The sequence below is a fragment of the Paenarthrobacter sp. NPDC091669 genome (genome assembly GCF_044756725.1).
In the GTDB taxonomy this organism is placed as follows: Bacteria; Actinomycetota; Actinomycetes; order Actinomycetales; family Micrococcaceae; genus Arthrobacter; species Arthrobacter bambusae_C.
On sequence record NZ_JBIVTK010000008.1, the window covers coordinates 141167 to 167688 of the forward strand.

At 63.5% G+C, this 26522-nt stretch carries 23 protein-coding genes and 1 riboswitch; of the genes, 15 read left to right on the forward strand and 8 right to left on the reverse strand.

The window, feature by feature from the left end; genetic code table 11:
* Positions 1–27 precede the first annotated feature (27 nt).
* From ACIQLI_RS14955 to ACIQLI_RS14970, 4 genes are all read left to right on the forward strand, one after another.
* Positions 28–843, forward strand: a complete 816-nt coding sequence (locus ACIQLI_RS14955; protein WP_354227478.1) for a class I SAM-dependent methyltransferase — start codon at positions 28–30, stop codon at positions 841–843.
* 102 nt (positions 844–945) lie between these two features.
* Positions 946–1305: a YciI family protein gene (locus tag ACIQLI_RS14960; RefSeq protein ID WP_400389891.1), complete on the forward strand. Its 360-nt coding sequence runs from the start codon at positions 946–948 to the stop codon at positions 1303–1305.
* A 3-nt stretch (positions 1306–1308) separates the two neighbouring features.
* Positions 1309–2529 (forward strand): RNA polymerase sigma factor, encoded by a 1221-nt coding sequence (locus ACIQLI_RS14965; RefSeq protein ID WP_400389894.1) that lies wholly within the window; start codon positions 1309–1311, stop codon positions 2527–2529.
* A gap of 18 nt (positions 2530–2547) precedes the next feature.
* Entirely contained in the window at positions 2548–3531 is a 984-nt protein-coding gene (locus tag ACIQLI_RS14970) for an aldo/keto reductase (protein WP_400389897.1), read from the forward strand.
* 29 nt (positions 3532–3560) lie between these two features.
* On the opposite strand, the gene ACIQLI_RS14975 is transcribed toward ACIQLI_RS14970, so the two are convergent.
* A complete protein-coding gene (locus tag ACIQLI_RS14975) occupies positions 3561–4652 on the reverse strand; it encodes a DNA polymerase IV (RefSeq protein ID WP_400389899.1) in 1092 nt (363 codons plus the stop codon).
* A 1214-nt stretch (positions 4653–5866) separates the two neighbouring features.
* Between ACIQLI_RS14975 and ACIQLI_RS14980 the strand changes: the two genes are divergently transcribed.
* On the forward strand, positions 5867–6490 hold the full coding sequence (locus tag ACIQLI_RS14980) for a LysE family transporter (RefSeq protein ID WP_400389901.1): 624 nt from the start codon (positions 5867–5869) through the stop codon (positions 6488–6490).
* Positions 6491–6525: 35 nt separating this feature from the next.
* A complete protein-coding gene (locus tag ACIQLI_RS14985; RefSeq protein ID WP_354227466.1) occupies positions 6526–6882 on the forward strand; it encodes a hypothetical protein in 357 nt (118 codons plus the stop codon).
* Here the strand turns inward: ACIQLI_RS14985 and ACIQLI_RS14990 are convergent.
* Positions 6827–7918 carry a LacI family DNA-binding transcriptional regulator gene (locus ACIQLI_RS14990; RefSeq protein WP_354227464.1) on the reverse strand — a complete coding sequence of 364 codons (1092 nt, stop codon included), beginning with the start codon at positions 7916–7918 and terminating at the stop codon, positions 6827–6829. The genes ACIQLI_RS14985 and ACIQLI_RS14990 overlap by 56 nt on opposite strands.
* Positions 7919–8129: 211 nt before the next feature.
* Between ACIQLI_RS14990 and ACIQLI_RS14995 the strand changes: the two genes are divergently transcribed.
* From ACIQLI_RS14995 to ACIQLI_RS15005, 3 genes are read left to right on the forward strand one after another with little or no spacing between them, the layout of a single operon-like run.
* Positions 8130–9152 carry a nucleoside hydrolase gene (locus ACIQLI_RS14995; RefSeq protein ID WP_400390073.1) on the forward strand — a complete coding sequence of 341 codons (1023 nt, stop codon included), beginning with the start codon at positions 8130–8132 and terminating at the stop codon, positions 9150–9152.
* Positions 9152–10597: an MFS transporter gene (locus ACIQLI_RS15000; RefSeq protein ID WP_400389906.1), complete on the forward strand. Its 1446-nt coding sequence runs from the start codon at positions 9152–9154 to the stop codon at positions 10595–10597. Before ACIQLI_RS14995 ends, ACIQLI_RS15000 begins: the two co-directional genes overlap by 1 nt.
* On the forward strand, positions 10594–11550 hold the full coding sequence (locus ACIQLI_RS15005; protein ID WP_400389909.1) for a ribokinase: 957 nt from the start codon (positions 10594–10596) through the stop codon (positions 11548–11550). The genes ACIQLI_RS15000 and ACIQLI_RS15005 overlap by 4 nt, the downstream gene beginning before the upstream one ends.
* Positions 11551–11630: 80 nt before the next feature.
* Here ACIQLI_RS15005 and ACIQLI_RS15010 read toward each other — a convergent pair whose 3' ends face one another.
* Positions 11631–11942 (reverse strand): hypothetical protein, encoded by a 312-nt coding sequence (locus ACIQLI_RS15010; RefSeq protein ID WP_400389912.1) that lies wholly within the window; start codon positions 11940–11942, stop codon positions 11631–11633.
* A gap of 99 nt (positions 11943–12041) precedes the next feature.
* Here ACIQLI_RS15010 and ACIQLI_RS15015 point away from each other — a divergent pair, with 99 nt between their 5' ends.
* From ACIQLI_RS15015 to pabB, 3 genes are all read left to right on the forward strand, one after another.
* Positions 12042–12656 (forward strand): TetR/AcrR family transcriptional regulator, encoded by a 615-nt coding sequence (locus ACIQLI_RS15015; protein WP_400389915.1) that lies wholly within the window; start codon positions 12042–12044, stop codon positions 12654–12656.
* A gap of 99 nt (positions 12657–12755) precedes the next feature.
* Positions 12756–13316: a low molecular weight protein-tyrosine-phosphatase gene (locus ACIQLI_RS15020; protein ID WP_400389918.1), complete on the forward strand. Its 561-nt coding sequence runs from the start codon at positions 12756–12758 to the stop codon at positions 13314–13316.
* Complete coding sequence (pabB, locus tag ACIQLI_RS15025; RefSeq protein WP_400389921.1) at positions 13313–15382, forward strand: aminodeoxychorismate synthase component I; 2070 nt, start codon at positions 13313–13315, stop codon at positions 15380–15382. Before ACIQLI_RS15020 ends, pabB begins: the two co-directional genes overlap by 4 nt.
* Before the next feature lie 55 nt (positions 15383–15437).
* Here pabB and cls read toward each other — a convergent pair whose 3' ends face one another.
* A complete protein-coding gene (gene cls / locus ACIQLI_RS15030) occupies positions 15438–16910 on the reverse strand; it encodes a cardiolipin synthase (protein WP_400389934.1) in 1473 nt (490 codons plus the stop codon).
* Between the two features lie 87 nt (positions 16911–16997).
* Here cls and ACIQLI_RS15035 point away from each other — a divergent pair, with 87 nt between their 5' ends.
* Positions 16998–17939: an aminodeoxychorismate lyase gene (locus ACIQLI_RS15035; protein WP_354227448.1), complete on the forward strand. Its 942-nt coding sequence runs from the start codon at positions 16998–17000 to the stop codon at positions 17937–17939.
* Between the two features lie 251 nt (positions 17940–18190).
* Positions 18191–19645, forward strand: coding sequence for an amino acid permease (locus ACIQLI_RS15040; protein WP_354227446.1), 1455 nt, complete (start codon positions 18191–18193; stop codon positions 19643–19645).
* A 249-nt stretch (positions 19646–19894) separates the two neighbouring features.
* Here the strand turns inward: ACIQLI_RS15040 and ACIQLI_RS15045 are convergent, their stop codons facing one another.
* The 4 genes from ACIQLI_RS15045 to ACIQLI_RS15060 all read right to left on the reverse strand — a co-directional run bounded on the left by ACIQLI_RS15045 (position 19895) and on the right by ACIQLI_RS15060 (position 24467).
* Positions 19895–20377 (reverse strand): carboxymuconolactone decarboxylase family protein, encoded by a 483-nt coding sequence (locus ACIQLI_RS15045; RefSeq protein ID WP_400389939.1) that lies wholly within the window; start codon positions 20375–20377, stop codon positions 19895–19897.
* Positions 20378–20458: 81 nt separating this feature from the next.
* Positions 20459–21523, reverse strand: coding sequence for a PLP-dependent cysteine synthase family protein (locus ACIQLI_RS15050; RefSeq protein ID WP_400389942.1), 1065 nt, complete (start codon positions 21521–21523; stop codon positions 20459–20461).
* A complete protein-coding gene (locus ACIQLI_RS15055) occupies positions 21517–23139 on the reverse strand; it encodes an aromatic amino acid ammonia-lyase (protein WP_400389945.1) in 1623 nt (540 codons plus the stop codon). The genes ACIQLI_RS15050 and ACIQLI_RS15055 overlap by 7 nt, the downstream gene beginning before the upstream one ends.
* Entirely contained in the window at positions 23139–24467 is a 1329-nt protein-coding gene (locus ACIQLI_RS15060) for an NtaA/DmoA family FMN-dependent monooxygenase (RefSeq protein ID WP_400389948.1), read from the reverse strand. The genes ACIQLI_RS15055 and ACIQLI_RS15060 overlap by 1 nt, the downstream gene beginning before the upstream one ends.
* A gap of 154 nt (positions 24468–24621) precedes the next feature.
* Here ACIQLI_RS15060 and ACIQLI_RS15065 point away from each other — a divergent pair, with 154 nt between their 5' ends.
* A complete protein-coding gene (locus tag ACIQLI_RS15065; protein WP_400389951.1) occupies positions 24622–26322 on the forward strand; it encodes a SulP family inorganic anion transporter in 1701 nt (566 codons plus the stop codon).
* 86 nt (positions 26323–26408) lie between these two features.
* Positions 26409–26520, forward strand: a riboswitch (SAM riboswitch).
* The last annotated feature ends 2 nt before the right edge of the window (positions 26521–26522 follow it).

The following is a 26522-nucleotide window of genomic DNA, read 5'->3' on the forward strand; positions in this document are numbered from 1 at the left end:
ACGCCTTCCAAGTTGTAGCGTTTCCCTATGAACGCGCAGCAGCCTGAAGATGTCTACACCCACGGACACCACGAGTCGGTTGTCCGGGCCCATGCCTCACGGACGGTCGAGAACTCGGCCGCGTTTGTGATTCCCCATCTCACCGCCGGGACTTCAGTGCTCGACGTCGGGTGCGGACCCGGGAGCATCACCTGCGATTTCGCCGGGCTGGTTGCGCCCGGGCAAGTGATCGGTTTGGACCGTTCGCCGGATATCGTCGCCCAGGCCACCGGGCTGGCCACTGAGCGGGGCGTGGACAACGTGACCTTCCAGACCGGCAACATCTACGATCTCGACTTCGAGGACGAGTCCTTCGACCTCGTCCATGCCCACCAAGTCCTCCAGCACCTCACCGACCCCGTCGCCGCCCTGCGAGAGATGCGCCGGGTGGCCAAACCCGGTGCGATCGTTGCCGTGCGAGACGCTGATTTCCACGGCATGAGCTGGTACCCGGAAGTTCCGGAGCTCGACGACTGGATGGAGCTGTACCAGAAGATCGCCCGCCGCAATGGAGCCGAACCCGACGCCGGCCGACGCCTGGTTTCGTGGGCACAGCAGGCCGGCTTCACCCAAGTGGCTCCCACCAGCAGCAACTGGCTCTACGCCACGGCGCAGCAGCGCGCCTGGCAGTCGCGGGTCTGGAGCGAGAGGGTGCTGCACTCCGCCTTTGCTGAGCAGGCGTTGGAGTACGGTTTCGCCAACGAAGCCGACCTCGCCCGGATCGCCGCGGGCTGGCACCGTTGGGGAGCCACCGACGACGGGTACTTCCTCATCCCCAACGGCGAGGTCATTGCGCGGGCCTGAAACTCTTGAAAAGAATTTCCCGAGCCATGTAGAAAAGCCCACCGCAGTTCCGACCCATGAGTGAAGGCACCCACAAAGGGCGCCCCTCACAAGGAGTTTGAGATGAAATACATGATCATGATGTTCGGGTCGGCCGAGGGCATGATGGCGACCGCCGATCCGGAATGGATCAAGGAAATGATCGGGTTCATGATCCAGATCGACAAGGACCTGACCGAGTCCGGCGAGCTCGTTTTCAACGCCGGACTGGCCGACGGCAGCACCGCGAAGCTCGTCAAGCAGACCCCGGACGGCGTCATCACCACTGAGGGGCCCTACGCCGAGGCCAAGGAATCGCTGGTGGGCTATTGGGTGGTTGATGTCGCGAGCGAGGAGCGCGCCGTGGAGATCTGTTCAAGCATTGTGAAGTACTCGCAGGTTGTTGAGCTTCGCGCCATCCCGGACGGACCGCCGGAGGTTTAGCCTTTGACCCAACCGTCACCGGAAGCACGAATCGAGGACCTGCTGCGCACCTTGGCGCCGCAGGTCCTCGGTGCGCTGGCGAGGACTCACGGCCAGTTCGATGCGTGCGAGGACGCCGTCCAGGAGGCACTCCTTGAAGCCTCCCTACGGTGGCCAATGGCCTTGCCGGACAACCCGAGGGCGTGGTTGATGGCTGTCGCATCCCGGCGGCTGGTGGACATGTGGCGCAGCGAAAGCGCCCGGCGCGCCCGGGAGGAACGCGCCACAGCCATCGATGTCCAAGCAGGTTCAGTCTCTGAAGCAGACGACACCCTTACCCTGATGTTCCTGTGCTGCCATCCGGCCCTGACTGCACCATCGCAACTCGCCTTGACGCTTCGCGCAGTTGGAGGACTCACGACGGCGGAAATCGCCTCGGCTTTCCTGGTCCCCGAAGCGACCATGGGACAGCGCATCAGCCGCGCGAAACAGGGGATCCAGAAGGCGGGAGCCACCTTCACCATGCCGCCTGCGTCCGAGCGCAAGGCGAGGCTCGGCGTCGCACTTCACGTCTTGTACCTGATCTTCAACGAAGGTTACGCGGCAAGCTCGGGTCCATCCCTGCAGCGCGAAGAGCTCACCACGGAAGCCATCCGGGTGACACGCCTGCTGGTGGCCGTCGCACCGCAGGAACTCGAGGCCGTCGGCCTGCTGGCACTGATGCTGCTGACCGATTCCCGGCGGGCGGCGCGTGCCCTGCCGGACGGAACACCGGTGCCATTGGCGGAGCAGGACCGGAGCCTGTGGAATCGGGAACAGCTGGAGGAGGGCATCGCACTGTTGTCCTCCGTGCTGGGGCGTGGGGCGGCCGGGCCGTATCAACTTCAGGCGGCCATCGCTGCAGTTCACGCAGAAGCTGCCTCCGATGACGAGACTGACTGGCCGCAGATTCTAGCCCTCTACACAGTCCTTGACGCTGTCGCACCCAGTCCCGTGGTCACGCTGAATCGTGCGGTAGCTGTGGCGATGGTTCATGGGCCCGTCGCTGGGCTGGAGCTGTTGGTCGGCCTGGACGCGGCGCTGGGCAGGACCCACCGCTTGGACGCCGTGCGAGGCCATCTACTGGAGATGGCCGGCTCCTACGCTGAGGCCCGCGCAGCGTACCTCGCCGCCGCCAAGAAGACCGGAAACCTGCCGGAACGAAAGTACCTCATGGGGAAAGTAGCGCGGTTGGACGAGCAATAAGCCCCTATAGTCGAACCCATGGAACAGCGCATACTTGGCAAGACCGGCCGATCCGTCTCCACCGTGGGACTGGGCACCTGGCAACTCGGAGCCGACTGGGGTTCCGTCACCGAAGAGGACGCCTTTGCCGTCCTGGAAGCCTCCGTCCAAGGCGGCGTCAATTTCTTCGACACGGCAGACGTCTACGGTGACGGCCGGAGTGAGCAGTTCATTGGCCGCTTCCTGCGCGCCAATCCGGACCTGGACATCACGGTCGCCACCAAGATGGGCCGTCGGGTGGATCAAATCCACGGGAACTACACTCTGGAGAACTTCCGGGCCTGGACCGACCGCTCACGGCGCAACCTGCAGCAGGACACCCTGGACCTCGTTCAATTGCACTGCCCTCCCACGTCCGTGTACAGCAGCGACGAAGTCTACGACGCACTGGACACCTTGGTCAGCGAAGGCGCCATCCGCAATTACGGCGTCAGCGTCGAGCGCACGGATGAGGCTCTCGAAGCCATCAAGCGCGGGAACACCGCTTCCGTGCAGATCATCCTCAACGCCTTCCGCCTGAAACCCCTCGACGAGGTGCTGCCCGCAGCCAAGGAAGCGGGCGTTGGCATCATTGCCAGGGTGCCCCTAGCGTCCGGCCTGCTGTCCGGGAAGTACACGCCGGACACCGAGTTCCCTGAGAACGACCACCGGAATTACAACCGCGACGGTTCATCCTTCGACGTCGGCGAGACCTTCTCCGGCGTCGATTTCGCAACTGGCGTCAAGGCCGCGCAGGAGTTCAGCGGATTAGTGCCCGACGGCGTCAGCACCGCACAGGCGGCGCTCGCCTGGGTCATCGCCCAGGACGGCGTCACCACGGTCATCCCCGGTGCGCGTTCCGCTTCGCAGGCAGCGGCGAATGCCGAAGCGGGTGGGCTGCAGTCTGTTGGGACAGGCTTGGCTGAAGGGGTGCGGGACATCTACGACCGATACTTCCGCGAAGCGATCCACCCGCGCTGGTAGTTGCAGGGCCGCCGTCGGGCGTTCTGCTGTTACCAGCCGCTGCGCGTCGGCGTGTGTCCCTTACGGGCTTCCTCAGGCATGGACATTTCTGCACGCAAACCGAGGAGCCGGATGGGACGGTCCGGCTCCATTTTTCCGGTGAGGTCCAAGGCCTGCGCCAAGACTTCTTCCCTGTCGAAAGTCTCGGGAATCTTCCTGGCGTAGGTCTTGGTGAAGAACGGCGCGTAGCGGACTTTCAGGGTTAGCCCGATCACCGGTCGTCCCTCCGCTGCGACGTCTTCCAGGACGCGGGCGGTCAGTTCCTTGATGGCGTCCTTCACTTGGTCCGTTTGTGTCAGGTCCTGCTGGAAGGTGGTCTCGCGGCCGTGTGCCCGGGCGACCCACGGAGTGTCGTCCACTTCGCTGGAGCCCTCACCGCGACCCAACTGCGCGTACCAGGGGCCCATCTTGGGGCCAAACTCCGGGACCAGGGCCTGGGGGTCGGTTGCGGCGAGCTGTGCGACTGTGGTGATTCCGTGCTTCGCCAGCCGTTGCGACACTTTGCTTCCGACGCCCCACAATTCCTTGGTGGGCTTTCCGCCCATGACGTCCAGCCAGTTCTCTTTGGTCAGCCTGAAAATTCCGGCGGGTTTGCCGAAATCCGTGGCGTTCTTGGCGCGGACCAACGTGTCACCGATGCCCACACTGCAGTGCAGCTGGGTTTGCTCCAGGACAGCCGCCTGGATCTGCCGGGCGTAGGCGTCCGGGTCCTCAGTTTCGACGCCGACAAATGCCTCATCCCAGCCAAGCACTTGAACCGTGGCTCCCGGCTGTGCGCGCAGGGTGGTCATCACTACGTCCGAGGCCGCGAGGTAGGCTTCCTGATCGACCGGCAGGATGATGGCGTCGGGCACTTTCCGGGCAGCAATCCGCAGCGGCATTCCGGAGCCGACGCCGAACGCCCTGGCTTCGTAGGAGGCTGTGGACACCACAGCCCGCTCCGTGGGGTCACCCCGGCCTCCGACGATGATCGGTTTGCCCGCGAGCTCGGGCCGCCGGAGTATCTCGACAGCGGCAATGAACTGGTCCAGATCGACGTGCAGCACCCACGGGATTCCGCTCACGGCACCAGTTTGCCTCATTGCTTGGTGGCTTGGCTGTACCTTCCCCACCTACTTTGGTTTTGTTGGGCGCGGGAATCAACCAATTCCGGGTGCGTTCGGGGAGGTCAGCCCCCAAAGAAGGTGGTGAAGCAACACGTCCTGGGCACCCGCCGTCATGAAACCACCATCTTGGACACGAATAAGAGAAGGGACGTCCATCCTCGACCAAAGGACTTAGCAATCGTGAGCGACCAAGTTGAATAGTGCCGAAGTCGAAATAGCTGGGACCTTGGCTATAATTTTTATATCCATACTTGGATTACTGGCCTTAATGGGTTTTGTCATCGGGGCAACTCAGAGTCTTGTTTTGCAGGCGCCGAACACCACCGATGCTTGGAAATTTTATCCCGCCCTTAAACGGAGATGGCAGGACGATGTTTCCGGCTTCTTGCCAGATCTGGCCGCGGATAGACGCCGACTGGTCTTAGACCTAAAAACCAACAGGTCCTTGGCACCAACTGTCACGGCTGGAGGTTTCGCCAGCCTACTGGCATTCATTTGGTTGTTGACCATTTGCTCGCAAATTGAGCGTCTAACGCCCATGTGGGTTTTCGCACTCCCATGCTTGGGCTCGCTCTATCTTGGCACCCTGATTTCTGGACTTGCCTACTGGATCCAGATGATCTCATCGCGTCGGCGGCACCTCCTTCAGACAGCGGTGGACTTGATGAAACATGCAAGAGTCTTTGGCCCTGCATCATCCTCAAACTCCAAAGAGAACTTGGCAGTCTCAGGCCAAAGATTCCTTCGAGCGGCAGCTCGTCTGGGTATCCCCAGCGACAACAGAAATCTCAGAGCCGCTACCTCCATTCTCAGCAGGAGGCGGCCACTTTCGCCCAGGACGGTCAGGAGGCAACTGATTCCGCAGGTGGAAACGCTCCTGCGATCGACCTACAGCGGGGATTTCGCAACGAGCACCGGCCGGGGCCCCACAGCGATACTTTCGAGCACGTCCAGGGAGCGACTGGCAAAGTGGTCGTCTCCAGCCCTTATTGTGACCCTCGTTGCCGCCTTACTCCCGTGGGGGCTGGATAACTTCCCGCTCCAGCCTTGAGTTGTACGGCTACCACCTGCTTTGGTTTTGGTGGGCATAGGAATCAACCAATTCCGGGTGCGTTCGGGGAGGTCCGCCCCCAAAGTGGGTGGTGAAGGCACATGACCAAACCACCCACCTCACGGGCATAAGCTGAGGTGTGCAGTTTTCACTTTGGCTGGCCCTGGTTGGTGCCGGCACCCTGATCAGTTTCACTCCCGGCGCCGGAGCCATCTTCACCATGAGCAATTCGCTCAACTCCGGCTTCCGACGCTCCATCTGGGGCATCCTGGGTCAGCAGGTGGCCCTGGTCATCCACATCGTCATCGTCGCTTTGGGCGTTGGCGTACTGGTTTCCAGCTCTCCGGTGATCTTCAACGTCATTCGCTACGCGGGCGCCGCATATCTGGTGTACCTCGGGATCAGGCAGTTCCTGCACAAGCCGGATCTGGACCAAGAGACAGCGGACAGCAAGAAGAACGAGTCCGCCCTGTCCATGTTCCAGCGCGGCATCTGGGTAAACCTGCTCAACCCGAAGGCCATTGTTTTCTTCCTGGCCTTCATGCCCCAGTTCATCCGCCCGGACCAGCCGCTGCTCCAGCAATATGCGGTACTGACTACTACGGTCATCATTATCGACATCCTGGTGATGTGGTTCTTCTTCGCTTTCGCAGCGCGATCCTTCCAGCGATTCACCCACGATGTTCGCGGTCAGCAGGTCCTCAACCGGGTCTTCGGCTGCCTGTTTGTCCTCGTTGGCATCTTGCTGGCAGTCATCCACTAGCCACTTCGACAGCACGTGGTGCTACCGTCGAGGCCATGGAGCCGGACTGGATCGAACACCGCCGCACGGACGACGGCGAGCACGTGGGCTGGATGAAGCCTGTGGATGATGGCTTTGTGGCCATCGACCTGCTGGGCCGTGCGCGGACTGAGATCGTGGACTGGTTCAGCGCCGAGGAAACTCTTGACGAACTCGGGCTGCGCTACCTCGCCGACCCGCACGAGTTACTGCTCGACGACGGCGCGTGGCTGCGTGTGCGGATCGCCGAAGTGACACCTGACGCAGTAAGGGTGAAAAAGGAAGATTGGGGCGATATGACCGCTCCCCAGATCTACTTCACGGTGTCGAACCCTGTTTCCGAGGACCAGCTTCGTCCACTCTCTCCTGGCTGAAAGACGTAGAGCCCCGAACCACCAGCGAGCTCTCGAGTGTCACGTGGGGTTCGTCCAGCGGCAGGCCTTCCATCAGCCCGCGCAGCTGCTCCCCCGCCTTGCGCCCCAAGGGCGTTGCCGGCAAGTGCACGCTGGTGAGGCTGGGGTTGCTGGTGGCCGAGTAGGGCAGGTCATCGAACCCTGCCACAGCCAGCTGCTCCGGGATCCGGACACCCTCAACGCGCGCTTCCTGCAGGACGCCATAAGCGTGCGTATCAGTACCGCAGACGACGGCGGTGACCCCCTCGCGCTGCCACTCCGGCCAGGCATCGGCGAACGCGGCGGCGGCAGCACCGACGTCGATCGGGGTACTGATGACATGGCCAGGCTCCACTGAAAGTCCGCACGCAGCAGCCTCCGCCAAGAAGGCTTCGCGGCGCAACTGGAACGTGGTTGTTCCGGTCACGCCATCCACATAAGCGGCGCGGGTGTGACCGGAGGACGCCAAATGCCGGGCAAGTTCCCGCGCGCCCTGGGCAACGTCAAGGTTCACGGATGGCGCGTAGGACTCAAGGCCGGGTGCATCCAACAGGACCAACGGGCCGGCCGCGGACAGATCTTCCAGGAACTCTGCGCTGGGCGCCCCCACCAGCAAACCGGCGGGGCGTAGCGCCAGGAGTTTGCGGACATCGTCAGCCTGCGGTGACTCACCGGCGTCGGTCACGGAAAGCAGCAGCTGGTACTGGGAGCCCAAGGATTCCCGCACACCTGCAATGACGTTGGCGAAGAAGGGGTTGGAAACGTCCGGCGTCACCAGGATGACGATCGAACTGACCCCGCGGGCCAGGGAACTGCCGATGCTGTCCACCACGTAGCCGAGTTCGGAAATAGCCAAGCGGACCCGGGAGATGTTGTCCTCAGAGACGCGCCCTTGGGTTTTTCCGTTCGCCACCAGGGAGACGGTCGCCGTCGAAACGCCTGCACGGGCGGCCACCATCGCAGCCGTCACGCGCGGCGAACGGGGCGCGCGGCCATGGCGCCGATCCAGGGATTCCATGCATCGATCGTAGCGGTCCCATGCCGCCTTGACCTGCGAGAAGGCATCAAGCGCTTGACGTAACCCCATCGATGCAGGCACCGTGGCAACGTTAAGCGTTTGACGTAGCCCGCATAGCAGTGCCAGAATTCCCCTGAATGCTTAGCGCCCTGCCCGGGGCAAGTACCTGGCAGGCCCCAATGACGTGGAGAGAACCGTGGAACCCAACACCATGACACCAGCACGCAAGAAGATCATTCTTGACTGCGACCCTGGCCATGACGACGCCGTGGCGTTGCTGCTGGCGCACGGCAACCCGGACATCGAGTTGCTGGCCGTAACAACGGTGGTGGGCAACCAGACCCTGGAAAAGGTCACCCGTAACGCCCTTTCAGTTGCAACCATCGCCGGCATCACCGGCGTCCCTTTTGCCGCAGGCTGCGACCGCCCGTTGGTCCGCACCATCGAAACAGCCCCCAGCATCCACGGCGATTCCGGCATGGACGGCCCGGAGCAGCCCGAGTCCATCATCGAGCTGGACCCGCGCCACGCCGTCGACCTCATCATTGAAACCGTCATGGCACACGAGCCCGGCACCGTCACCTTGGTCCCCACCGCGGGCCTGACCAACATTGCGATGGCCGCCCGCAAGGAGCCCCGCATCGTGGAGCGCGTGAAGGAAGTTGTCCTCATGGGCGGCGGCTACCACGTGGGCAACTGGAGCGCCGTAGCGGAGTTCAACATCATCATCGACCCCGAAGCCGCGCACATCGTCTTCAACGAAAAGTGGCCTGTGGTGATGGTCGGCCTCGATCTCACACACCAGGCGCTGGCCACGGACGAGGTAGTGGACCGCATAGCAAAGATCGGCACTAAGCCGGCCAAGTTCGTCATGGAGCTCATGGACTTCTTCCAGAAGACCTACAAGGACGCCCAGGGCTTCGATTTCCCGCCGGTCCACGATCCCTGCGCCGTGGCCTACGTCATCGACCCCACCGTCATGACCACCCGCAAGGTCCCCGTGGACATTGAGCTTCAGGGCAAGCTCACCCTCGGCATGACCGTTGCCGACTTCCGCGCTCCGGCCCCCGAGGACTGCCACACGTCAGTCGCCGTCGACCTGGACCACAAGAAGTTCTGGGACTTGGTCACCGATGCGATTGAACGGATCGGCGAACCAACGCACGACGCCGCCGACGCTGCCGCCGCAGTTAACGCCACCGCAGAGGCCATCCTGGCAGGAGAGGCAAAGTAATGTCCTCCCCCGCAACCGATTCCAAGGCCACCCGCGGCAACGTCACAGCCCTCATGGTTGCCCTGCTGGCAGCCTGCGTGGCCTTCCAGCTCAACGCCTCCATGCTCAGCCCGGCCCTGGTCACCATGGGCAACGAACTCAACACGGACCAGGCCACCATCGGCCTGTCCCAGACGTGGTTCTTCACGGCCGCAGCGCTCTTCTCGCTGTTCCTCCCGCGTCTGAGCGACATCGTGGGCCGCAAGAAGATCCTCGTCGGCATGATGCTCCTGATGGCTGTCGGTTCGGTCATCGCAGCGATGGCCCCGGACGTCACGTGGCTCTTCGTGGGCCGCATCATCCAGGGCGTCAGCGGACCCACGGTTCCGCTGTGCCTGATCATGCTCCGCTCAGCGGTCAGCAACCCGCGCAAGTACGGCACGCTCATGGGCCTCATCACGGCAGTCAACGGCGGCGTGGCCGGCGTCGACTCGTTCGTGGGCGGCTACTTCGCTGAGAACTTCGGCTTCCGCAGCATCTTCTGGCTCATGGTTGCACTGGCCTTGGCAGCCACCGTCCTGATCGCCGTCCTTGCCGGTGAGAGCAAGCCTGCCGCCGGCACCACCATGGACTGGCTGGGCGTGTTCTTCATCGTCGTCGCTGTTGGTGCACTGCTGACGGCCCTGAACGAGGGCGCCAAGCTGGCCACAGCCTTCGACGCCGGGACGCTGACTCTCGCGATCGTGCTCACGGTGATTGCCGTCGTCGCGTTCTTCGCCTTCTGGACTGTGGAGAAGCGCGCCAAGCAGCCCATGGTGGAAACCGTGCACCTGCGCCAGCGCTCCACCTGGGCACCGCTGCTGACTACCACCCTCACGATGACCGGCATCTTCGCAGTCATCAATGGCATCGTCCCCGCCTGGGTTCAGGCTGCAGATCCAGGCTTCGGCGTCGGACCCACCGAGATGTCGCTCATCATCCTCACCCCGTACGCCCTCCTGGGTTGGCTGTTCGGCCCGATCAGCGGCCGCCTGGCGCCCGTCCTCGGCTACACCAAAGTCCTGCGCATCGGTCTGCTCGGCAGCCTCGCGGCCTTGGCGATCATCGCGTTCTTCGGCCTGAACAACCTGCCCATGATGATCGTGGGAACGGCCTTGTTGGGCATCATGTACGCAGGTACCGTCAACATCATGCTGAACGGATTGGGCGTGGTCCTCTCGCCGCAGGGCAACCCGGGCTTCCTGCCGGGCATGAACGCGGGCGCCTTCAACCTCGGCGCCGGGCTCAGCTTCCTGGTCCTTCCTGCGGTCCTTGTGGCCACGGCTTCGCTCAATGATGCCAAGGCTTCCTACCTGACCGTTGTGGTGGTGGGCCTGGCCATCACACTTGCCGCCTTCGCTGCCTCACTGTTGATCCCCAAGCCCGTGGACGCAGAAGTGACCGAGGACCAGAAGGTGACCGCATGACCAGCGCGCCCAAGGCGGGAATCGTCGTCGTCGGCTCCCTGAACGCAGACCTCACCATCTACTGCGACCGCCTTCCCCAACCCGGCGAGACAGTTCACGGCAACGGTTTCGCGGTGAATCCCGGCGGCAAGAGCGCCAACCAGGCGGTGGCTGCCAGTAAGCTCGGCGGTCAGGTCAGCCTGATCGGCGCCGTCGGCGGGGACCCCAACGGCACCATGCTCCTGGATTCGACGGCCAGCGCCGGAGTGGACGTGTCACGCGTCCGACGCTCCGACGTCGCCACCGGCGTCGCCGTCATTTCCGTGGACGCGGGCGGTGAGAACAGCATCATCATCTCGGCCGGTGCCAATGGCACGCTGAGGCCCTCGGACGTCACGTCCGACGCCTTCCAGGATGCGGCGGTTGTGTGCCTCTGCTTGGAAGTGGGGATTGATACTGTGACGGCCGCAGCCCAAGCAGGGCACGACGCCGGCGCTACAGTTCTGCTCAACCTCTCGCCTTACGCGGAGGTACCGGAGGTTCTGGCCGGCTTGAGCGACGTGCTGTTGGTCAACGCACATGAGGCGTCGTTGTTCCTGGGTGCCGAAGCGGAGATTCCGGACGCTCAGGCTGGCGTTGAGGCGTGGGAACCGGTCCGGAGCCAGTTCGCGGACCGCGGACTGCAGCGGGTTTTGGTGACCCTCGGTGCACACGGCTCCGTGGTCCTGGATTCGTTGGCGCGCGGCGCTGAAGACCAGATCACCCGCATTGCCCCGACGCGTGTTTCTGCGATTGACACCACTGGTGCCGGCGACGCCTTCACGGGCGCTGTCGCTGCGCGTTTGGCGGCCGGGGAATCCCTTGCCGATGCCGCGTCCTTCGCCTCGGTTGCCGCCGCGTTGGCTGCAACCAAGAAGGGCACGCAGGCCGCGTACCCGGGCATCGCCGACGTCGAGCAGCTGCGGGGCGCTTAGTCCCTCCGCGGCACCCAACTGGGTAACAGTAAACGTTCCACTGAGCCCTCGGTGGAGCATTTGCTGTTACCTATTTGGGGTTAAGAGGACTTGCGGGCCGCTCGTTGTGCTGAGCGCTCCACTGCCCTGCGGGACAGGGCGCCGTGGCCGGCCATGAGCCGCGGAACCACGACGTATACCGCGGCGGGAACCACGAGTGCCGTGAGCAGCAGTGCGCGAAGGACCGGGTGCAACGGCTCCATGATGGGGCCGAGGAGCAGCATGCCGATGGACACCAGCGGGAAAATGGCGAGCCAGGTAATGAGCGCCCGCATGTGAACTGAGGGTCCTTGCGGGCGGGCTGCAGGCGCCGAGGGTTCAACGACGGCTTGGGAGGTTGTTTGGGTGGTCATGGCATTCTCCAACTAAACGGTTGCTTTTGGCTTGGGATCACACTATCCCCACTCGCCCACAATTACAACCATCCAGTTGGAAACTGGTAATATGACCCTATGGCGTGGGACACAGAGCGAACCAAAGGACTGCTGCTCAAGGCAGCGACGTCCGAGTTTTGCGCGCGCGGACTTGCAGGAGCCCGCATCGACCGCATTGCCGCAGAGGCCGGGGTCAACAAAGAGCGGATCTACCAGTACTTCGGCAATAAGAATGCGCTTTTCGACGCCGTGATCGTCGCCGCCCTGAGCTCACTCATGGATGAAGTACCCATCGAAGGCAACGGGCCGGAGGCCATGGCTGACTACGCCGGCCGGCTCTTCGACCACCACCAGAAAGACGCAACGGCACCACGCCTCCTGTTCTGGGAAGGGCTGGAGCGGGGCGCGGAGGTTGTCGGGCTGCCGAAGCGGATGGCCAACTGTGCATCGAAGGTCAACAGCACCATCGCCGCCCTCCCCAGCATCTCCAGGGAAGACGCCGGAGACCTGCTCATCACCATCGTGAGCCTCTGCGACGCCGCGCCCGTACTGCCGGCACTCGATGGATTGATGGCAGGCAATGACCCCGGCCGCGCGCAAAGGCGACGCGCCGCCGTCGTCCGCACCGTCTATCTGGCCGCTGCAGCGCTGGCTGCCGAGGCCTCCAGCACTGATTCCGCTCTCATTACCTAGGCACGTTCCGCGCACTCTGTGACAGCTTTGACACGAAAAGTGACTCAGTTGTGAAGTGGCCCCTAGCCAAGAAGGGGTGCCATCAATCATGCTTGCAGAATGTACTCAACGACGAGCCCATACCGCATCATCACGGTCTGCACCGGAAACATCTGCCGCTCGCCCATGGCAGCGCTCATGCTCACCGAAGCCTTCGACGCGGAAGGGCTCGGCCAGCTCGTAGCGGTGGACTCTGCGGGCACCACCGGGTACGAGGTGGGGCATCCGATCGACCCCCGGGCCGCACGTGTCCTCACAGCCCAGCACATCGCTTCCGAGGACCATGTAGCCCGTAAATGGCGGCAGGAATGGTTCGCGGAGCGGGACCTGATCCTTGCCCTGGACGTTGACCATTTCGGCTGGCTCCAGGAAGGGGCGCCGGACCGCGCTTCACTCGAAAAAGTGCGCATGTTCCGCAGCTTCGATCCCCGCATGGAAGGACGCAGCTCCCTGGACCTCGGCATCGAAGACCCCTGGTACGGCGGCCACACCGACTTCGACAACACCTGGACGCTCATCAAAGCCGCCAACCCCGGAATCGTGGAGTACGTCAAAGCAGCAATCGCCTCCGCGGAGGCCGCCGCTGACAACGACCACCAGCAGGTAACCTCTATGACATGACCCCTGCACCCGTGATCATCGCTGTTGACGGCAGGTCCGGCGCAGGAAAAACCACACTTGCCGTTGAACTGGCGGCACGGTTGCGGCAGCACCACAAGGTTTCGCTGTTCCACCTGGAGGACATCTACCCCGGCTGGAACGGTCTCATGCCCGGCATCGAGCGCTACGTCGGCACAGTCCTGACGCCGCTCAGCTCCGGCCAGGCCGCGGAATGGACCAGCTGGGACTGGGAACGGCACTACGACGGCGGACTGAACGTCACGCTGCCCGCCGAGATCGTGATTGTTGAGGGCGTTGGCGCTGCGGCGGACGCAGCCCGTTCCATGCTGGACGCCGTGGTGTGGGTGGAAGCGCCCGGTGACGATCGCCGTCGTCGTGCGTTGGCGCGGGACGGAAGCACCTACGAACCGTACTGGGACAGCTGGGCAGCCCAGGAGGACGAGTGGCTTTCCACCGACCAGGTCATCGGCGCTGCCGATATTCGCGTGCAAAACCTTGCCGACGGCAATGCGCCGGAAGATGTTCTGCAAGCCCTCATGTACCTGCAGTCAGTTGCTTCGATTTTGTCACCCGAGCTCAGTGCACGGCGTGGCCTTCAGTTGCGCTCCGAGCGTCTGGACGCTGTCCCTGACGCTGCGCTGCTCTTCGAATCCCTTTATGCCCGGTCGGGCAACGCTGTCTGGCTCGATTCCTCCAACGCCTCTGCCGTCGCCGGCAGGTCCCAGGCCGCCGCCCGCAGCCGTTTCAGCATCCTGGCAGACGACGGCGGAACGTACGGACAGTCGGTGCGCCACACTTCCGGGATCACCCACATCACCGCGGGCACGGCCACGGTCACCACCTCCGGGCCGTTCTTCCGGTGGCTCGACACCGTCTGGGGCCGCAGGGCAGTCCGCGCGCCCCGGGGCTACGACGGCCAATTCATGCTCGGCTGGCTCGGATACCTCGGCTACGAGCTCAAACGCGAAACCGGCGGCAACGATGTCGCCTCCCACACCCCGGACGCGGCACTGCTCTTCGCCGGACGGGCTGTGGTGCTGGACCATCGGGAACGGACCGTCTGGCTGCTCGCCCTGGAAGCGCCCGACGCCGACGAGTGGTTCCGCGCGGCCCGCACCGCCGTAGGGGCTGCTGCGGGCGGGTCGGCTCCGGCTTCTTCCGGCGCCGTCTCTTCCGGTGCCGCCCCGTCAGGTGCCTTTGCGTCAGATGCCGTCCCGGAATTCGTCAGCCGGGACTCCGCGACGGACTATAAGCGCAAGATCGCGGACTCCCAGCACGAGATCAGCGAGGGAAACTCGTACGAGATCTGCCTGACCACCACCCTTGAAGCCCCTGCCGGGGATCTGGACCCGTGGCGCAGCTACCTGAACCTTCGACGCCGGAACCCGGCACCGTTCGCCAGTTACCTCCGGTTCGGCGACCTGGTGGTGGCGAGCACGTCGCCCGAACGTTTCCTCCGGATCCTGTCCGACGGCGGTATGCGCGCGGAGCCAATCAAGGGAACCCGTGGCCGCTCAGCCGACGCCGGCGAGGACGCTGCTTTGCGGCACGACCTTGAGACGTCGCTGAAGGACCGCGCCGAAAACATCATGATCGTGGACCTGCTGCGCAACGACCTCAGCCATTTCGCCATCCCGGGTTCCGTGACGGTCAGCCGCCTGTGCGCGATCGAAAGCTACGCCACCGTCCACCAAATGGTCAGCACCATTGACGCGCACCTGAAGCCGGGCGCACCCCGCGCGGAAGCCTTGGCTGCGGCCTTCCCCGCCGGCTCCATGACGGGCGCGCCAAAGATCAGCACCATGGACATCCTGGACCAGCTCGAGTCGGGGCCCCGGGGCATCTATTCGGGCGCCATTGGCTACTTTTCCCTGAACGCGGCTACGGACCTTGCCGTGGTGATCCGTACCTTGGTGGTCAACCCTGACGCCGACGGCGGCAGAACGCTCTCGCTCGGCGTGGGCGGGGCCATCACTGCGGACTCCGCAGCCGATGACGAGTACGAGGAAATCCGGACCAAAGCGTACGGCGTGCTGTCCACGCTGGGGGCCGACTTCCCGGGCTGAGTTTTTGCGCAGCCAGCCCCTCCGGGATGCCTGAAGGACGTCAGCTGCAGGGAAGTTACTGGAGCGTGGCGGTCAATCTGGCCACGTTATCCACATACTTGGCCAACGGGGGTCTATCCATCCAGTCGTCCAGCATAAGCTCACGGGACACCTCGCGATACGTGGATTCCACGGCGCGCATGAGGTCCACGGTTTCGGAGCCCAAAAGCATCACCGAGACCTCCATGTTCAGGGAGAAGGAGCGCATGTCCATGTTGCTGGAACCGAGGACGGCCACCTCGTCATCAATGGTGAAGTGCTTGGCGTGGAGGACGTACGGCGCCCGGTACAGGTAAATCCGGACACCGGCCCCCAGCAAGGCTTCGTAGTAGGAGCGTTGGGCGTGGTGGACCAGGAACTGATCGCCCTTCTCAGAGACGAAAAGTTCCACGTCAACACCCCGCTGCGCAGCTGTGGTGATGGCGTAGAGCAGGGAATCGTCCGGGACAAAGTACGGGCTGCAGATGGAGATCCGGTGCTGCGCCGAGTAAATCAGCGTGTTGAACAGGCGCAGGTTGTTTTCGGTGGCGAACCCGGGTCCACTCGGCACTACCTGGGCGGTGACTTGGCCCGGAGCCGGCTTGGTGGGCAGGCGCAGCTGGTCTTCCAGCGATTCGTCGGTTTCGCTGAGCCAGTCCGTAGCGAACACCACGTTGAGCGTGGCCACGATCGGGCCCTCCAACCGGGACATGAGCTCCACCCATTTGCGGCCCACTTTGTGGTGCTTGGGGTTGTTGTAGGAAGGCTCAATCAAGTTCTGCGAGCCGGTGAACGCAATCTCGCCGTCGATCACCATGATCTTGCGGTGGTTCCTGAGGTCGGGGCGACGCCATTGTCCGTGGATAGGCAGCAGCGGAAGCATCCGCTTCCACTGGATCTTGCCTGCTTTCAGCCGGCGGATCAGTCTGCGGTATCCCTTGACGCGCAACGTTCCGATGTGGTCGAAGAGCAGCCTGACGGTCACACCGCGCTCAGCCGCGTTCTCCAGTTCGGTGAGCAGTTCATCCGTCACGGAATCGCTGCTCATGATATAGAACTCGGCGTTGACGTAGCTCTTGGCGCCCTTGATTGCTTCAGCCATGGCTTTGATGGACTCTTCGTAACCGGGGATCAGCTCCACCTTGTTGCCGTCAACCATGGGCAACGATCCAAGCCTATGGTTGAGCTCGCCGGCCGACTTCACCCATTCCGGCCCGGAATAGACGCTGACGGGATCAGCCAGATCGGAGGTCACCGCACGAACACGGCGGTTGACCTCCTCCTGCTGCTCACGCCGGCGCCGCGACAGCTTGAAATTGCCGAAGAGCAGGAACAGGACGAACCCGACAGATGGGATGAGGAACACAGCCAAAAGCCAGGCCATGGCGGTAGTGGGACGCCGGTTGCCGGGAATGATACCCAGCAACACAATGCGCATAATGACTTCCGCAATGGCCCATGCACCCAGCAACCAGGTCCACTCCTGGCCAAACGGAAAAGGAAAGAACACCCGACAAACCCCCACAGTTCATGAACAACAGTGACCACAGCCTATCCGGCAAAGTCCCCTCCAGCGGGTCCGCACTAAGCTGGGACCATGACTTCACCTGCCCCCACGGTCCTCGTTTTCCTGGACCCCGCCTTCGAAAACGGACGTATTGCCGATTCCAGCCAGCCACAACTCATGGCAACGGATCTGGGTGCCACCCGAGGTGACGGCGTGTTCGAATCACTCCTCGCTGTGCAAGGCCGCCCCCGCAAAGTCCAGGCCCACCTGAACCGATTGGGCAGTTCCGCGGCAGCCCTGGACCTGGCGCTTCCCGGGCAGGATGTCTGGCGTCGCGCCATCGAGACAGCCATCAACGAATTCCGCGAGGTTCACCCTGCCCCCACGCCCGAAGAGGACGAGGTAGTGGTCAAGCTGATTGTGACCCGTGGCGTTGAAGGTGCCGCGAGCCCCACGTGCTGGGTCCAGGCTTCGCCCTCGCCAGCGGGCAGCCGCCGTCAGCGGCAGACGGGCATCGACGTCGTGCTCTTGGACCGTGGTTTCGACACCGAAGCGGGCGAGCGCGCGCCGTGGCTGCTGCTGGGCGCGAAGACGCTGTCTTATGCCGTGAACATGGCGGCGCTCCGCTACGCCCACAAGCAGGGTGCTGATGACGCCATCTTCACCTCCACTGACGGCCGGGTCCTGGAAGGCCCGACGTCCACCGTGTTGCTGGCGCACCTTGAAACGGTCGACGACGGCGACGGTTCCGTCCGGACGGTTCGTCGCCTCATCACTCCCCAGCTAGATAGCGGCATCCTCCCGGGCACCTCGCAGGGCGCATTGTTCGCCGCAGCGAAGGCCGCTGGCTGGGAACTTGGTTATGGCCCCTTGGAGCCGCAGGACCTGTTCGATGCCGATGCCGTCTGGCTGATTTCCAGCATCCGGTTGATCGCGCCTGTGAACCACATCAACGGTAAGGAAATCGGCACGCCCGAGGTGCGCAAACAGCTCACTGCTGAGCTGAACCATCTGTTTGCGGGAATCGAATAAGTCGTTTTTCTGCGGGCTCTCCTTATGGGGCTCCGCGTGGAACCTAACAGATAACAAGCAGAGTAATCGCTCGCATGACTTAATGATTAGGAACTCTTAGCCTCGGCCGGGAGCTGTTTGCGCGTTCAATCGCGCTGCTTATCCTCCTTGAAATGGTCATTCGTCATGTGATGAATCTTGTACTCGTGTTAGTTGGATCACGTCCGGCTGGTACTACTTCAGACTTTGCTGGCTAACTTCCCGGAGGGAATATGGGACTCAGCTCCCCCACAGAAGCCGAAGCATCGGCAACCGAGGCACAGTCCCGCACTGACGCCTCACAAACAGGATTGCGCCGGTCCATGGAGGCCCGGCACCTGGTCATGATCGCCATGGGCGGCGTCATCGGATCAGGCCTGTTCGTAAGTTCCGGATACACCATTGCCACAGCCGGCCCTTTGGGCGCCGTCCTGGCGTTCCTCATCGGCGCCGTAGTGGTTTACCTGGTGATGGCCTGTCTCGGGGAGCTCGCTGTTGCGTTCCCCGTCTCCGGCGCCTTCCACATTTATGCTGCCCGGACCATCGGCCCCGCCACGGGATTCGCCACTGCCTGGCTGTACTGGCTTTGTTGGGCTGTGGCCCTGGGCTCGGAATTTACAGCGGCCGGGCTCCTCATGCAACGCTGGTTCCCGGGCGTCGACGTCTGGATCTGGTGCTTCGTCTTCGCCACCGTCCTATTCACACTGAATGCCATTTCATCGCGTGTGTTTGGCGAATCGGAGTTCTGGTTCGCGCTCATCAAGGTCGCCGCCGTCGTCGGCCTGATCATCCTTGGTGGCGCCGCACTGGCGGGCTTCCATCCACTCGCCGCGGGCGAGTACCCCTCCTTCGGAGAGAACTTCAGCACGCCGGAGGGTCTGTTTCCGAACGGCTTCACCGGCGTGTTCGTGACCTGCCTGGCAGTCTTCTATGCCTTCTCCGGCTCGGAACTGATCGGCGTGGCCGCGGGCGAAACGGCCAACCCCGGTGCGAACATCCCCAAAGCCATGCGAACCACGGTCATCCGGCTCATGATCTTCTTCGTCGGGGCGATCACTGTCATCGCGGCCACCATCCCCTATGAAAAGGTCAGCGTGGACGAAAGCCCGTTCGTCACGGTCTTCTCCATGCTGGGCATCCCCTACGCCGCGGACATCATGAACTTTGTGATCATCACGGCGCTGCTCTCCGCAGGCAACTGCGGCCTCTTCTCCTGCGCCCGCATGCTCTTCTCCTTGGCTGACGAAGGCCACGCACCGCAGGTCTTCAAGAAACTCACCAAGCGCGGCATCCCCATGGTGGCGCTCTGCGTGAGCATGCTTGGCGGCCTGGCGTCGTTGATCAGCAGTGTTGTGGCACCGGCCACCGTCTACCTCGTGCTCGTCTCGGTGGCCGGCTTCGCCACCGTGGGTGTCTGGATGTCCATCGTGGCATCGCACTTCATTTACCGGCGGACCTTCATCAAGAACGGCGGTGACCTCAGCACGCTCCCGTACAAGGCGCCATTGTTCCCGCTGGTCCCGATCCTGGCCTTCGCTCTGTGCTTGGTGTCCCTGATTGGCATCGCGTTCGACCCGAACCAAGTAGCAGCCCTGTTGTTCGGCGTTCCGTTCGTGGGCGCCTGCTACGCCGTCTTCTACTTCAAGTACGGCCGACGACGGTCGCTCAAGAAGGCCGTGGACGCGTAGCTCTTCCTGGTCCGTAGCTTCCTGACCTGGTGTGAGCGCAGATCAGCCCCTGGACAACCTTTGCGGGTTGACCAGGGGCTGATTCAGTCTCAAAGGGGGCCAGGACGCCCCACCGCCCGGACCGCCGCCACCCACATTAGAACCCAGGCAGCCCTGACACGCCGGGCAAGGGGTGTGTTGAACAGGCCTTGCCCTCCAAAGTTGGTGGTGGAGGCACGCCCCTTATTCACCGGGCTGTATTTTCCGGGCCTACTTCTTGGCTGCGCGGACCGGGTGCTCGCTCAAAATGGACAGGCGGTTGAAGGCGTTGATTCCGATGGCGGCCATGCAGAGCACGCTGATCTGTTCATCCGTGTAGTGCTGCCGGGCCTGTTCGAAGAGCTCAGGGCTGGGCCGCGACGAGCTCATCCGGGTGATCTGCTCTGCAATTTCCATCGCAACCACTTCCGCGGGCTCGAAGAGCTGCACTTCCTTGTAGACAGCCACCAATGACAAACGCTGTTCCGTTTCGCCGTACTTCAGGGCCCGACGATGGTGAAGGTCCAGGCAGAAGGCGCACCCATTGATTTGCGAGCAGCGATAGTTGATGAGTTCAAGGGTCCGGCGCGGAATACCCAGCCGGTCAGCTTCGTCTACGAGCTGCTGGGAGTAGTGGCTCAGAGTCGCATATAGATCCGGTTGCTGCTTGTCCAGATAGCCGGCAAGACGTGGTTTTGTTTCCTGTTCAGGCATGGTTGGAGCCTAACGCAAAGGGGCCGGGCACCTTGGGTGAGCGAGGGTCCGGCCCAAACCCGCGGGACGTGAGAGGGGTTTCTACTCGCGGGCGGCAGGTGCGTCGGCGGCGAGCCGGATGCCGTGCTCTGCCAGCCACACCGGGTTGAAGGCCTTGCTCATATAGTTCGTTCCGGCGTCGGGCGCTATGGCAACCACCACCGAGCCGTGAGGCGCGGCGCGTGCCACCCGGATGGCGGCGGCGACAGCGAGCCCGGAGGACGGACCGAGCGCGAGCCCTTCCTCCTCGAGGAGCCGGTGAACGGTGGTGTAAACCTCGTCGTTGGGGATGCGGAGGAAGCGGTCCACGATGGAACGGTCGAAGGCCTTGGGCCACTCGGGTTCCGGCCAGGAGTTTCCCACGCCGTCCACCAGGATCTCGCCGGGATGGCCGCCGCTGTAGGCAGAGCCGTAGGGGTCGGCGCCAACAACTTCCAGATGTCCGCCCGGGCGCAGGGCAGCTACCTGTTCCTTCAGGAACCGCCCGTTCCCGCTGATGGTCCCGCCCGTTCCGATGCCCGCGACGAAGTGCGTGATCAGGCCCCCGGCCTGATCCCAGATTTCCGGGCCGGTGGTTTCGTAGTGGGCCATGGGATTGGCGGGGTTATCGAACTGCATGGGCCGCCACGCACCAGGCGTCTCGGCCGTGATCCGCGCAGCCACGGCCCGGGCGTTCTCGGGCGACTCCGACGGCGCATTCCAATCGGTCAGGATCACGCGGGCGCCGTAGTTGTGCAGCGCTGCGAGCTTCTCCTCGGAGATCGTATCGCCAGTCACCACCACCACGGGATGTCCGGTCAGGTGGCCGATGAGCGCCAGTCCGATCCCGGTGTTGCCCGAGGTGCTCTCCACGATGGTGGCCCCCGGCTTCAGCTCCCCGGACCGCTCGGCCGCCCGAACCATGCTGAGGGCGGTGCGGTCTTTGATGGAGCCGCCGGGGTTTTCGGACTCAAGCTTGATGTGGATGGCGCTGCCCAGTCCACGGCCCAGCGACGCCAACTTCACCAGTGGCGTGTTGCCCACTTTGTCCAGGATGGAGGCGTCCAGCCCGTCCGGCAGCCGGGCGGATGCGTGAACTCCATGCTGACGAATCGCCGCACTCACCACGACCCACCCCCGTCTTCTGATTCCGGGAAAACCTGATCCACGGCGCCGCGCAGTTCAGTCCGTGCCCGTTCTACAAGGTCCGGCGCCGATGGCCTGTCGGCCAGCACATCGGCGAGTCGACCCACGACGACGCCCGTCCCCTTCCCGAGCGGTTGCGCAGCTCCCGCTTCGAGCAGCAGATAGGACGCCGTCACCGCCTCGATCGTCAACAGCTTTTCCAGGACCTCCACCGACTTTTCGAGTTGCTGGAGGGCCAGGGGGGCCAATGTTGAGTGGTCCTCGACGTCGGCGGACAAGGTTGGTGCGCCAAGGGTGGCCGGGGCGGCCAGGAACTTGAGCTCGGCCAACAGCCCTGCCGCGGAGTACCACAACAGCCCCGGCAGTTCCTCCTGGGCAAGCGCGGAGGCCGGGCTGGATTCCGATCCGGGCCCGGTTCCAGACCCCGCAGAGGAGACTTGGGTCGATGCTGCTTTCAAGTGCCTGGCCCGGATGGCCCGTTGCGGCGGATACAGCTTGGCGATGCGCCGCTCGCTGGAAATCCCCACGTGCGCCAACGCCACCCTCAGACCTTCGAACGCAAGAGCCAGTTGCATCGGCTGGAAGTTTCCGCCGGACACCATGAGCCCGGATTCGACATCCACCAAGGGATTGTCGCCGCGACCATTCAGTTCCACCTCCAACGCAACACCGAGTTGCGTCACGAGGGATCGAAACGCCCCGTGCGTCTGCGGTGCGGCCCGGAAGGACAACGCATCCTGCACCGACACCTCGGGACGCACATCCTCCATCCAGCCACCGCTGAGCAGGTGACGCACAGCTGCAGCCGAATCACCTTGACCGTCAACCGCCTTGGCCGCCTGGATGGCCGGCGAAAACGGGCTGAGGTTCCCGCCGCCGTCGTACCTTGCAATGGATTCCAGCGAGAGGGAAAGCGCGACGTCGGCCAGCTTGGCCAGGTGCTGCAACCGCAGCAAGGCGAGGGTTCCGGCGCCGACGGAATACGCATTGGCGCTCACCAAGGCGAGCGCCTCGCCGGGCGCGAGGACGAGGGGTTGAAGGCCGGCATCGGCGAGCGCTTTGGCTCCCGGAACCAAGGCGCCGTCGGCATCGAAGGCCTCGCCCTCACCGATGGCGACGGCGGCGACGGCGGCCAGCTGGGTGAGGTCCGACGAGCCCACCGACCCTTCGCGCGGAATGGCGGGCAGGACGCCCCGGTTGAGGAGCCCGGCATAGAAGTTTGCTGTTTCGGGCCGCACGCCGGAACCGCCGCGGCTGAAGCCGACAAGCCGGGCGAGGATCACGGCTCGGGCAGCGGGGCGGTCCAAGTACGAACCCACTCCGCTGTTGTGATACCTGACCACCTGGACCTGATAGGTCAGGAGCGACTTCTCCTCCACATCGGTGTCCCGACCGGATCCGAGCAAGGTATTGAGTCCGTAAACCCGCTGACCGGAGGCGGCGGTGCGCTCCAGCACATCACGGGAGCGACCGATTAAAGACAACGCATCTTGGTTGAGTTCCACGTGAAACGCCGGGTTGGAGGCAGCCAATGCCACGTCCTCGGCACGCACCGGAGCCGTTCCCAGCACGAGAGTCCGCGGTTCGGAAGACCCCATCAGAAGTCCAGGAGATTCTGGCGGAACCCGCCGTTGCCGTAGCTCTTCCTCAACAAGCCTCGCCGCCGAAGTTCAGGGGTGAGCTTGTCCAACACACCGTGCACCGTCACAGGGTCCACGAAGCCGGAGAAGAGGAACCCGTCGCCGCCCACCTCGGAGCCGGTGGACTCAAGGTAGTCGGCAATCTCGCCCACCGTACCGATGATCGAATCCCCTGCCCCGCCGCTCCGGGCCTGCAGGATCTCACGCAAAGTGGAACCGGGAGGCGCCGCCTTGGCGAAGTGTTCCAACGTCCCTTGGTTGCTGTTGGTACTCAGCTCCGGGAGAGGCGCGTCCAGGTCAAACTGCTTGAAGTCGATCACCGACAGGTAGGAGATGGAGTTGAGCTGGCTGTCGATGTCGCGCTGGGTGAGCTCACGACGCCGCGCCCTCAACTCCTCGGCTTCGGCAGGAGAACCAACCACAGTGGGCTTCAGGACAAAAAGTACCTTGACGTCGTCGGGGTTCCTGCCGGCTTTGGCGGCCTCCGCGCGAATCGAGTCACGATAGGACTTCATGCCGTCAACACCACGGGCCAACGCGATGGCCACATCGGCATGGCCACCCGCGAACGCCTTGCCCCGGGGAGAGGCGCCAGCCTGGACCAGGACGGGTTCCTCCGGCAGCGGCGCCGTGTTCAGCGGACCGCGGACCTTGAAGAACTCACCGTCGTGGTTGATCGGGTGCACCTTGGTGTGGTCGGCAAACACCCCTGCGGAGACGTCCTCAAGCACGGCGCCAGGTTCCCAACTCCGCCAGAGCCGCCTGACGACGTCGACGAATTCCTCCGCTTTCTCATACCTAAGGTCGTGTTCAATCTGCTGGTCCATCCCGTAATTCCGGGCGGCAAGGTCGCTGCCGGACGTGACCACGTTCCAGCCCACCTGGCCCTCGGAGAAGTGCTGCAACGTGGCGAGGAGCCGGGCGGCAGTGAAGGGCGGGTAGAACGAGGCGCTGACCGTCGGCACGATTCCCAGGTGCTCGGTGGCGGAAAGCAGATACGGGACCAGCGCCAGCGGATCGTGTTTGGGCGCAAAGGAGGCATGAGCCAGGGACACCTCCGCCGATCCGCCGTACGTGTCCGGCACGGTGAGGGAATCCTCGATGATGAAGAGGTCCAACCCGGATTGTTCGAACGCCCGGACGGCGTCCTGGTACAGGGCGGGTTTTTTCCAGTCGTAGCCCAGTCCGTAACCGGGCGTCCCCCAGCCCTGGACACCGAATCCGTGGCCCACAAACCATCCAAAATGCAGCATGGGCTTGAGTGTAGAACTGCTCTGTCCGTTCACCGCGACCTGATTTCATGCGAAGTTACAGGGGGACGTACTGGGTCAATTATGCTCCCGGGGCGTCACATTTGAACGCGGCTGGAGACGGTCCGCATTTTCCACATAAGGCGTATGTCGAGTTCCACTAACAGCAGGGGTCGGGAATGATCGCTGTATGAGTTCACCCACCCGCACTTCAGTGAAGGACCGTCTTTCGGGCGTCTGGGCGCTCAAGGGGTACAAGCTCGAATGGTTGCGGCACGATGCCGTGGCGGGTGCTGCCCTGTTTGCCTTGTTGGTACCGGCCGGGATGGCCTATGCACAGGCGGCCGGCCTTCCTCCCGTCACCGGGCTCTACGCCACTGTAGTTCCGTTGTTGGTCTACGCCATGGTGGGGCCTTCCCGCATTCTGGTCTTGGGGCCCGACTCATCCCTTGCCCCCATGATCGCTGCCGCTATTGTGCCGCTTGCAGCGGGGAGCAGCGAGAGATCAGTGGCACTCGCCGGGCTTTTGGCTGTGTTGATCGGGGTGATCATGATCGCCGGCTCCGCCCTGAAACTCGGTGCCATCACCGGCCTGCTGTCCAAACCCATCCGGCTCGGGTACCTCAACGGAATCGCACTGCTGGTGGCCCTTTCGCAACTCCCGGCGTTTTTAGGGATTGAGGCCGACGGCGATATCTGGCAAAAGCTCGCGAAGGTCACCACCGGGTTACTGGGCGGCGGGGTCAACATCACCGCGCTGTTGTTGGGAGTGGGGTCGCTGGCTCTCATCTGGATCCCCCGGCTCCTGAAATGGAAGGTACCGGGCGTTCTGTTGGCAGTGGTTGGCTCGTGCGTGGCGACCGCGGTCTTAGGGCTCAACGACGACGTGAAAGTCACCGGCGTCCTGCCGCAGGGCCTGCCCATGCCCGCACTCGGAGGTATTGGCTGGGCCGACGCCCTGATGCTGCTCCCCGCCGCCGCAGGCATCGCGCTCATGGCTTTCGCTGACACTGGCGTGTTGTCTCAAACATTGGCAGCCAAGGAAGGGAAGAGGGTCTCCGGAAACAGGGAGATGGCAGCGCTGGGAGCAGCCAATGCTGCCACAGGCCTCTTGGGCGGATTCCCCATCTCAGGGAGTACCTCCAGGACACCGGTGGCCGTGGATGCCGGCGCAAAATCGCAGATGACAGGTGTGGTGGGCTCCGTGCTGGTGCTGGCGTTCATGCTGCTGGCTCCGGGCGTAACCGAGTACCTGCCGTCGGCAACCTTGGCCGCCGTCGTCATCGCCGCAGCCATTGCCCTCGCGGATCCCGCCGGCGTCCGACGGCTCATGCGGCTGAGCCGCAGCGAGTCCGTGGTGATGCTGGCCGCGTTCCTGGGCGTCCTGACGGTGGGTGTGCTCCAGGGAATCGTGGTGGCCATCGCCTTGGCACTCCTGGATTTTGTCCGCAGGGCATGGGACCCGTATCGAACCGAACTCGGCTCCGAGGAAGGCCTTCCCGGGTATCACGACCTTGAACGCCACCCGGAGGGCAAGCGCATCCCCGGGCTCTTGCTCCTCCGGTTCGATGCTCCCCTGTTCTTCGGCAACGGACAGGTTCTGGCCAGCTTTGTGAGGGATCAACTCGACGAGGCCCCGGATGAGTCCGCGGAACCCATCACCCACATCATCCTTGCCGCCGAGCCCATCACCGGGATCGACACCACAGCTTTGGATGACCTGGTAACCCTGGACGAATGGCTGGCCCGAAAAGGAGTGGATCTGGTGTTTGCCGAGCTCAAAGGGCCTGTGAAGGACAAGTTGATCCGCCTCGGCACGGCGGCCCGGTTTACGCCGGACCACTTCTACCCCACTGTCGGCGCGGCGGTGCGGGCGCTCAAGGACCGTTAGTGGATCAGCCGCCGATTACGCAACATGACGACGGTGCAGCCACCCGCAAGTGCAGCCCGGTGCCCGTGGATGTTACGTTTTTCTTGAGTAATGAGTACCAGCGCAAAGCCCTGACTTGCTGGTCGGCAACCCTCTCTCCGGCGGGGTGCCTCAGGTGACTACTCGGCGTATCGACAACTCGAACTGCAAGCGTGACTGAG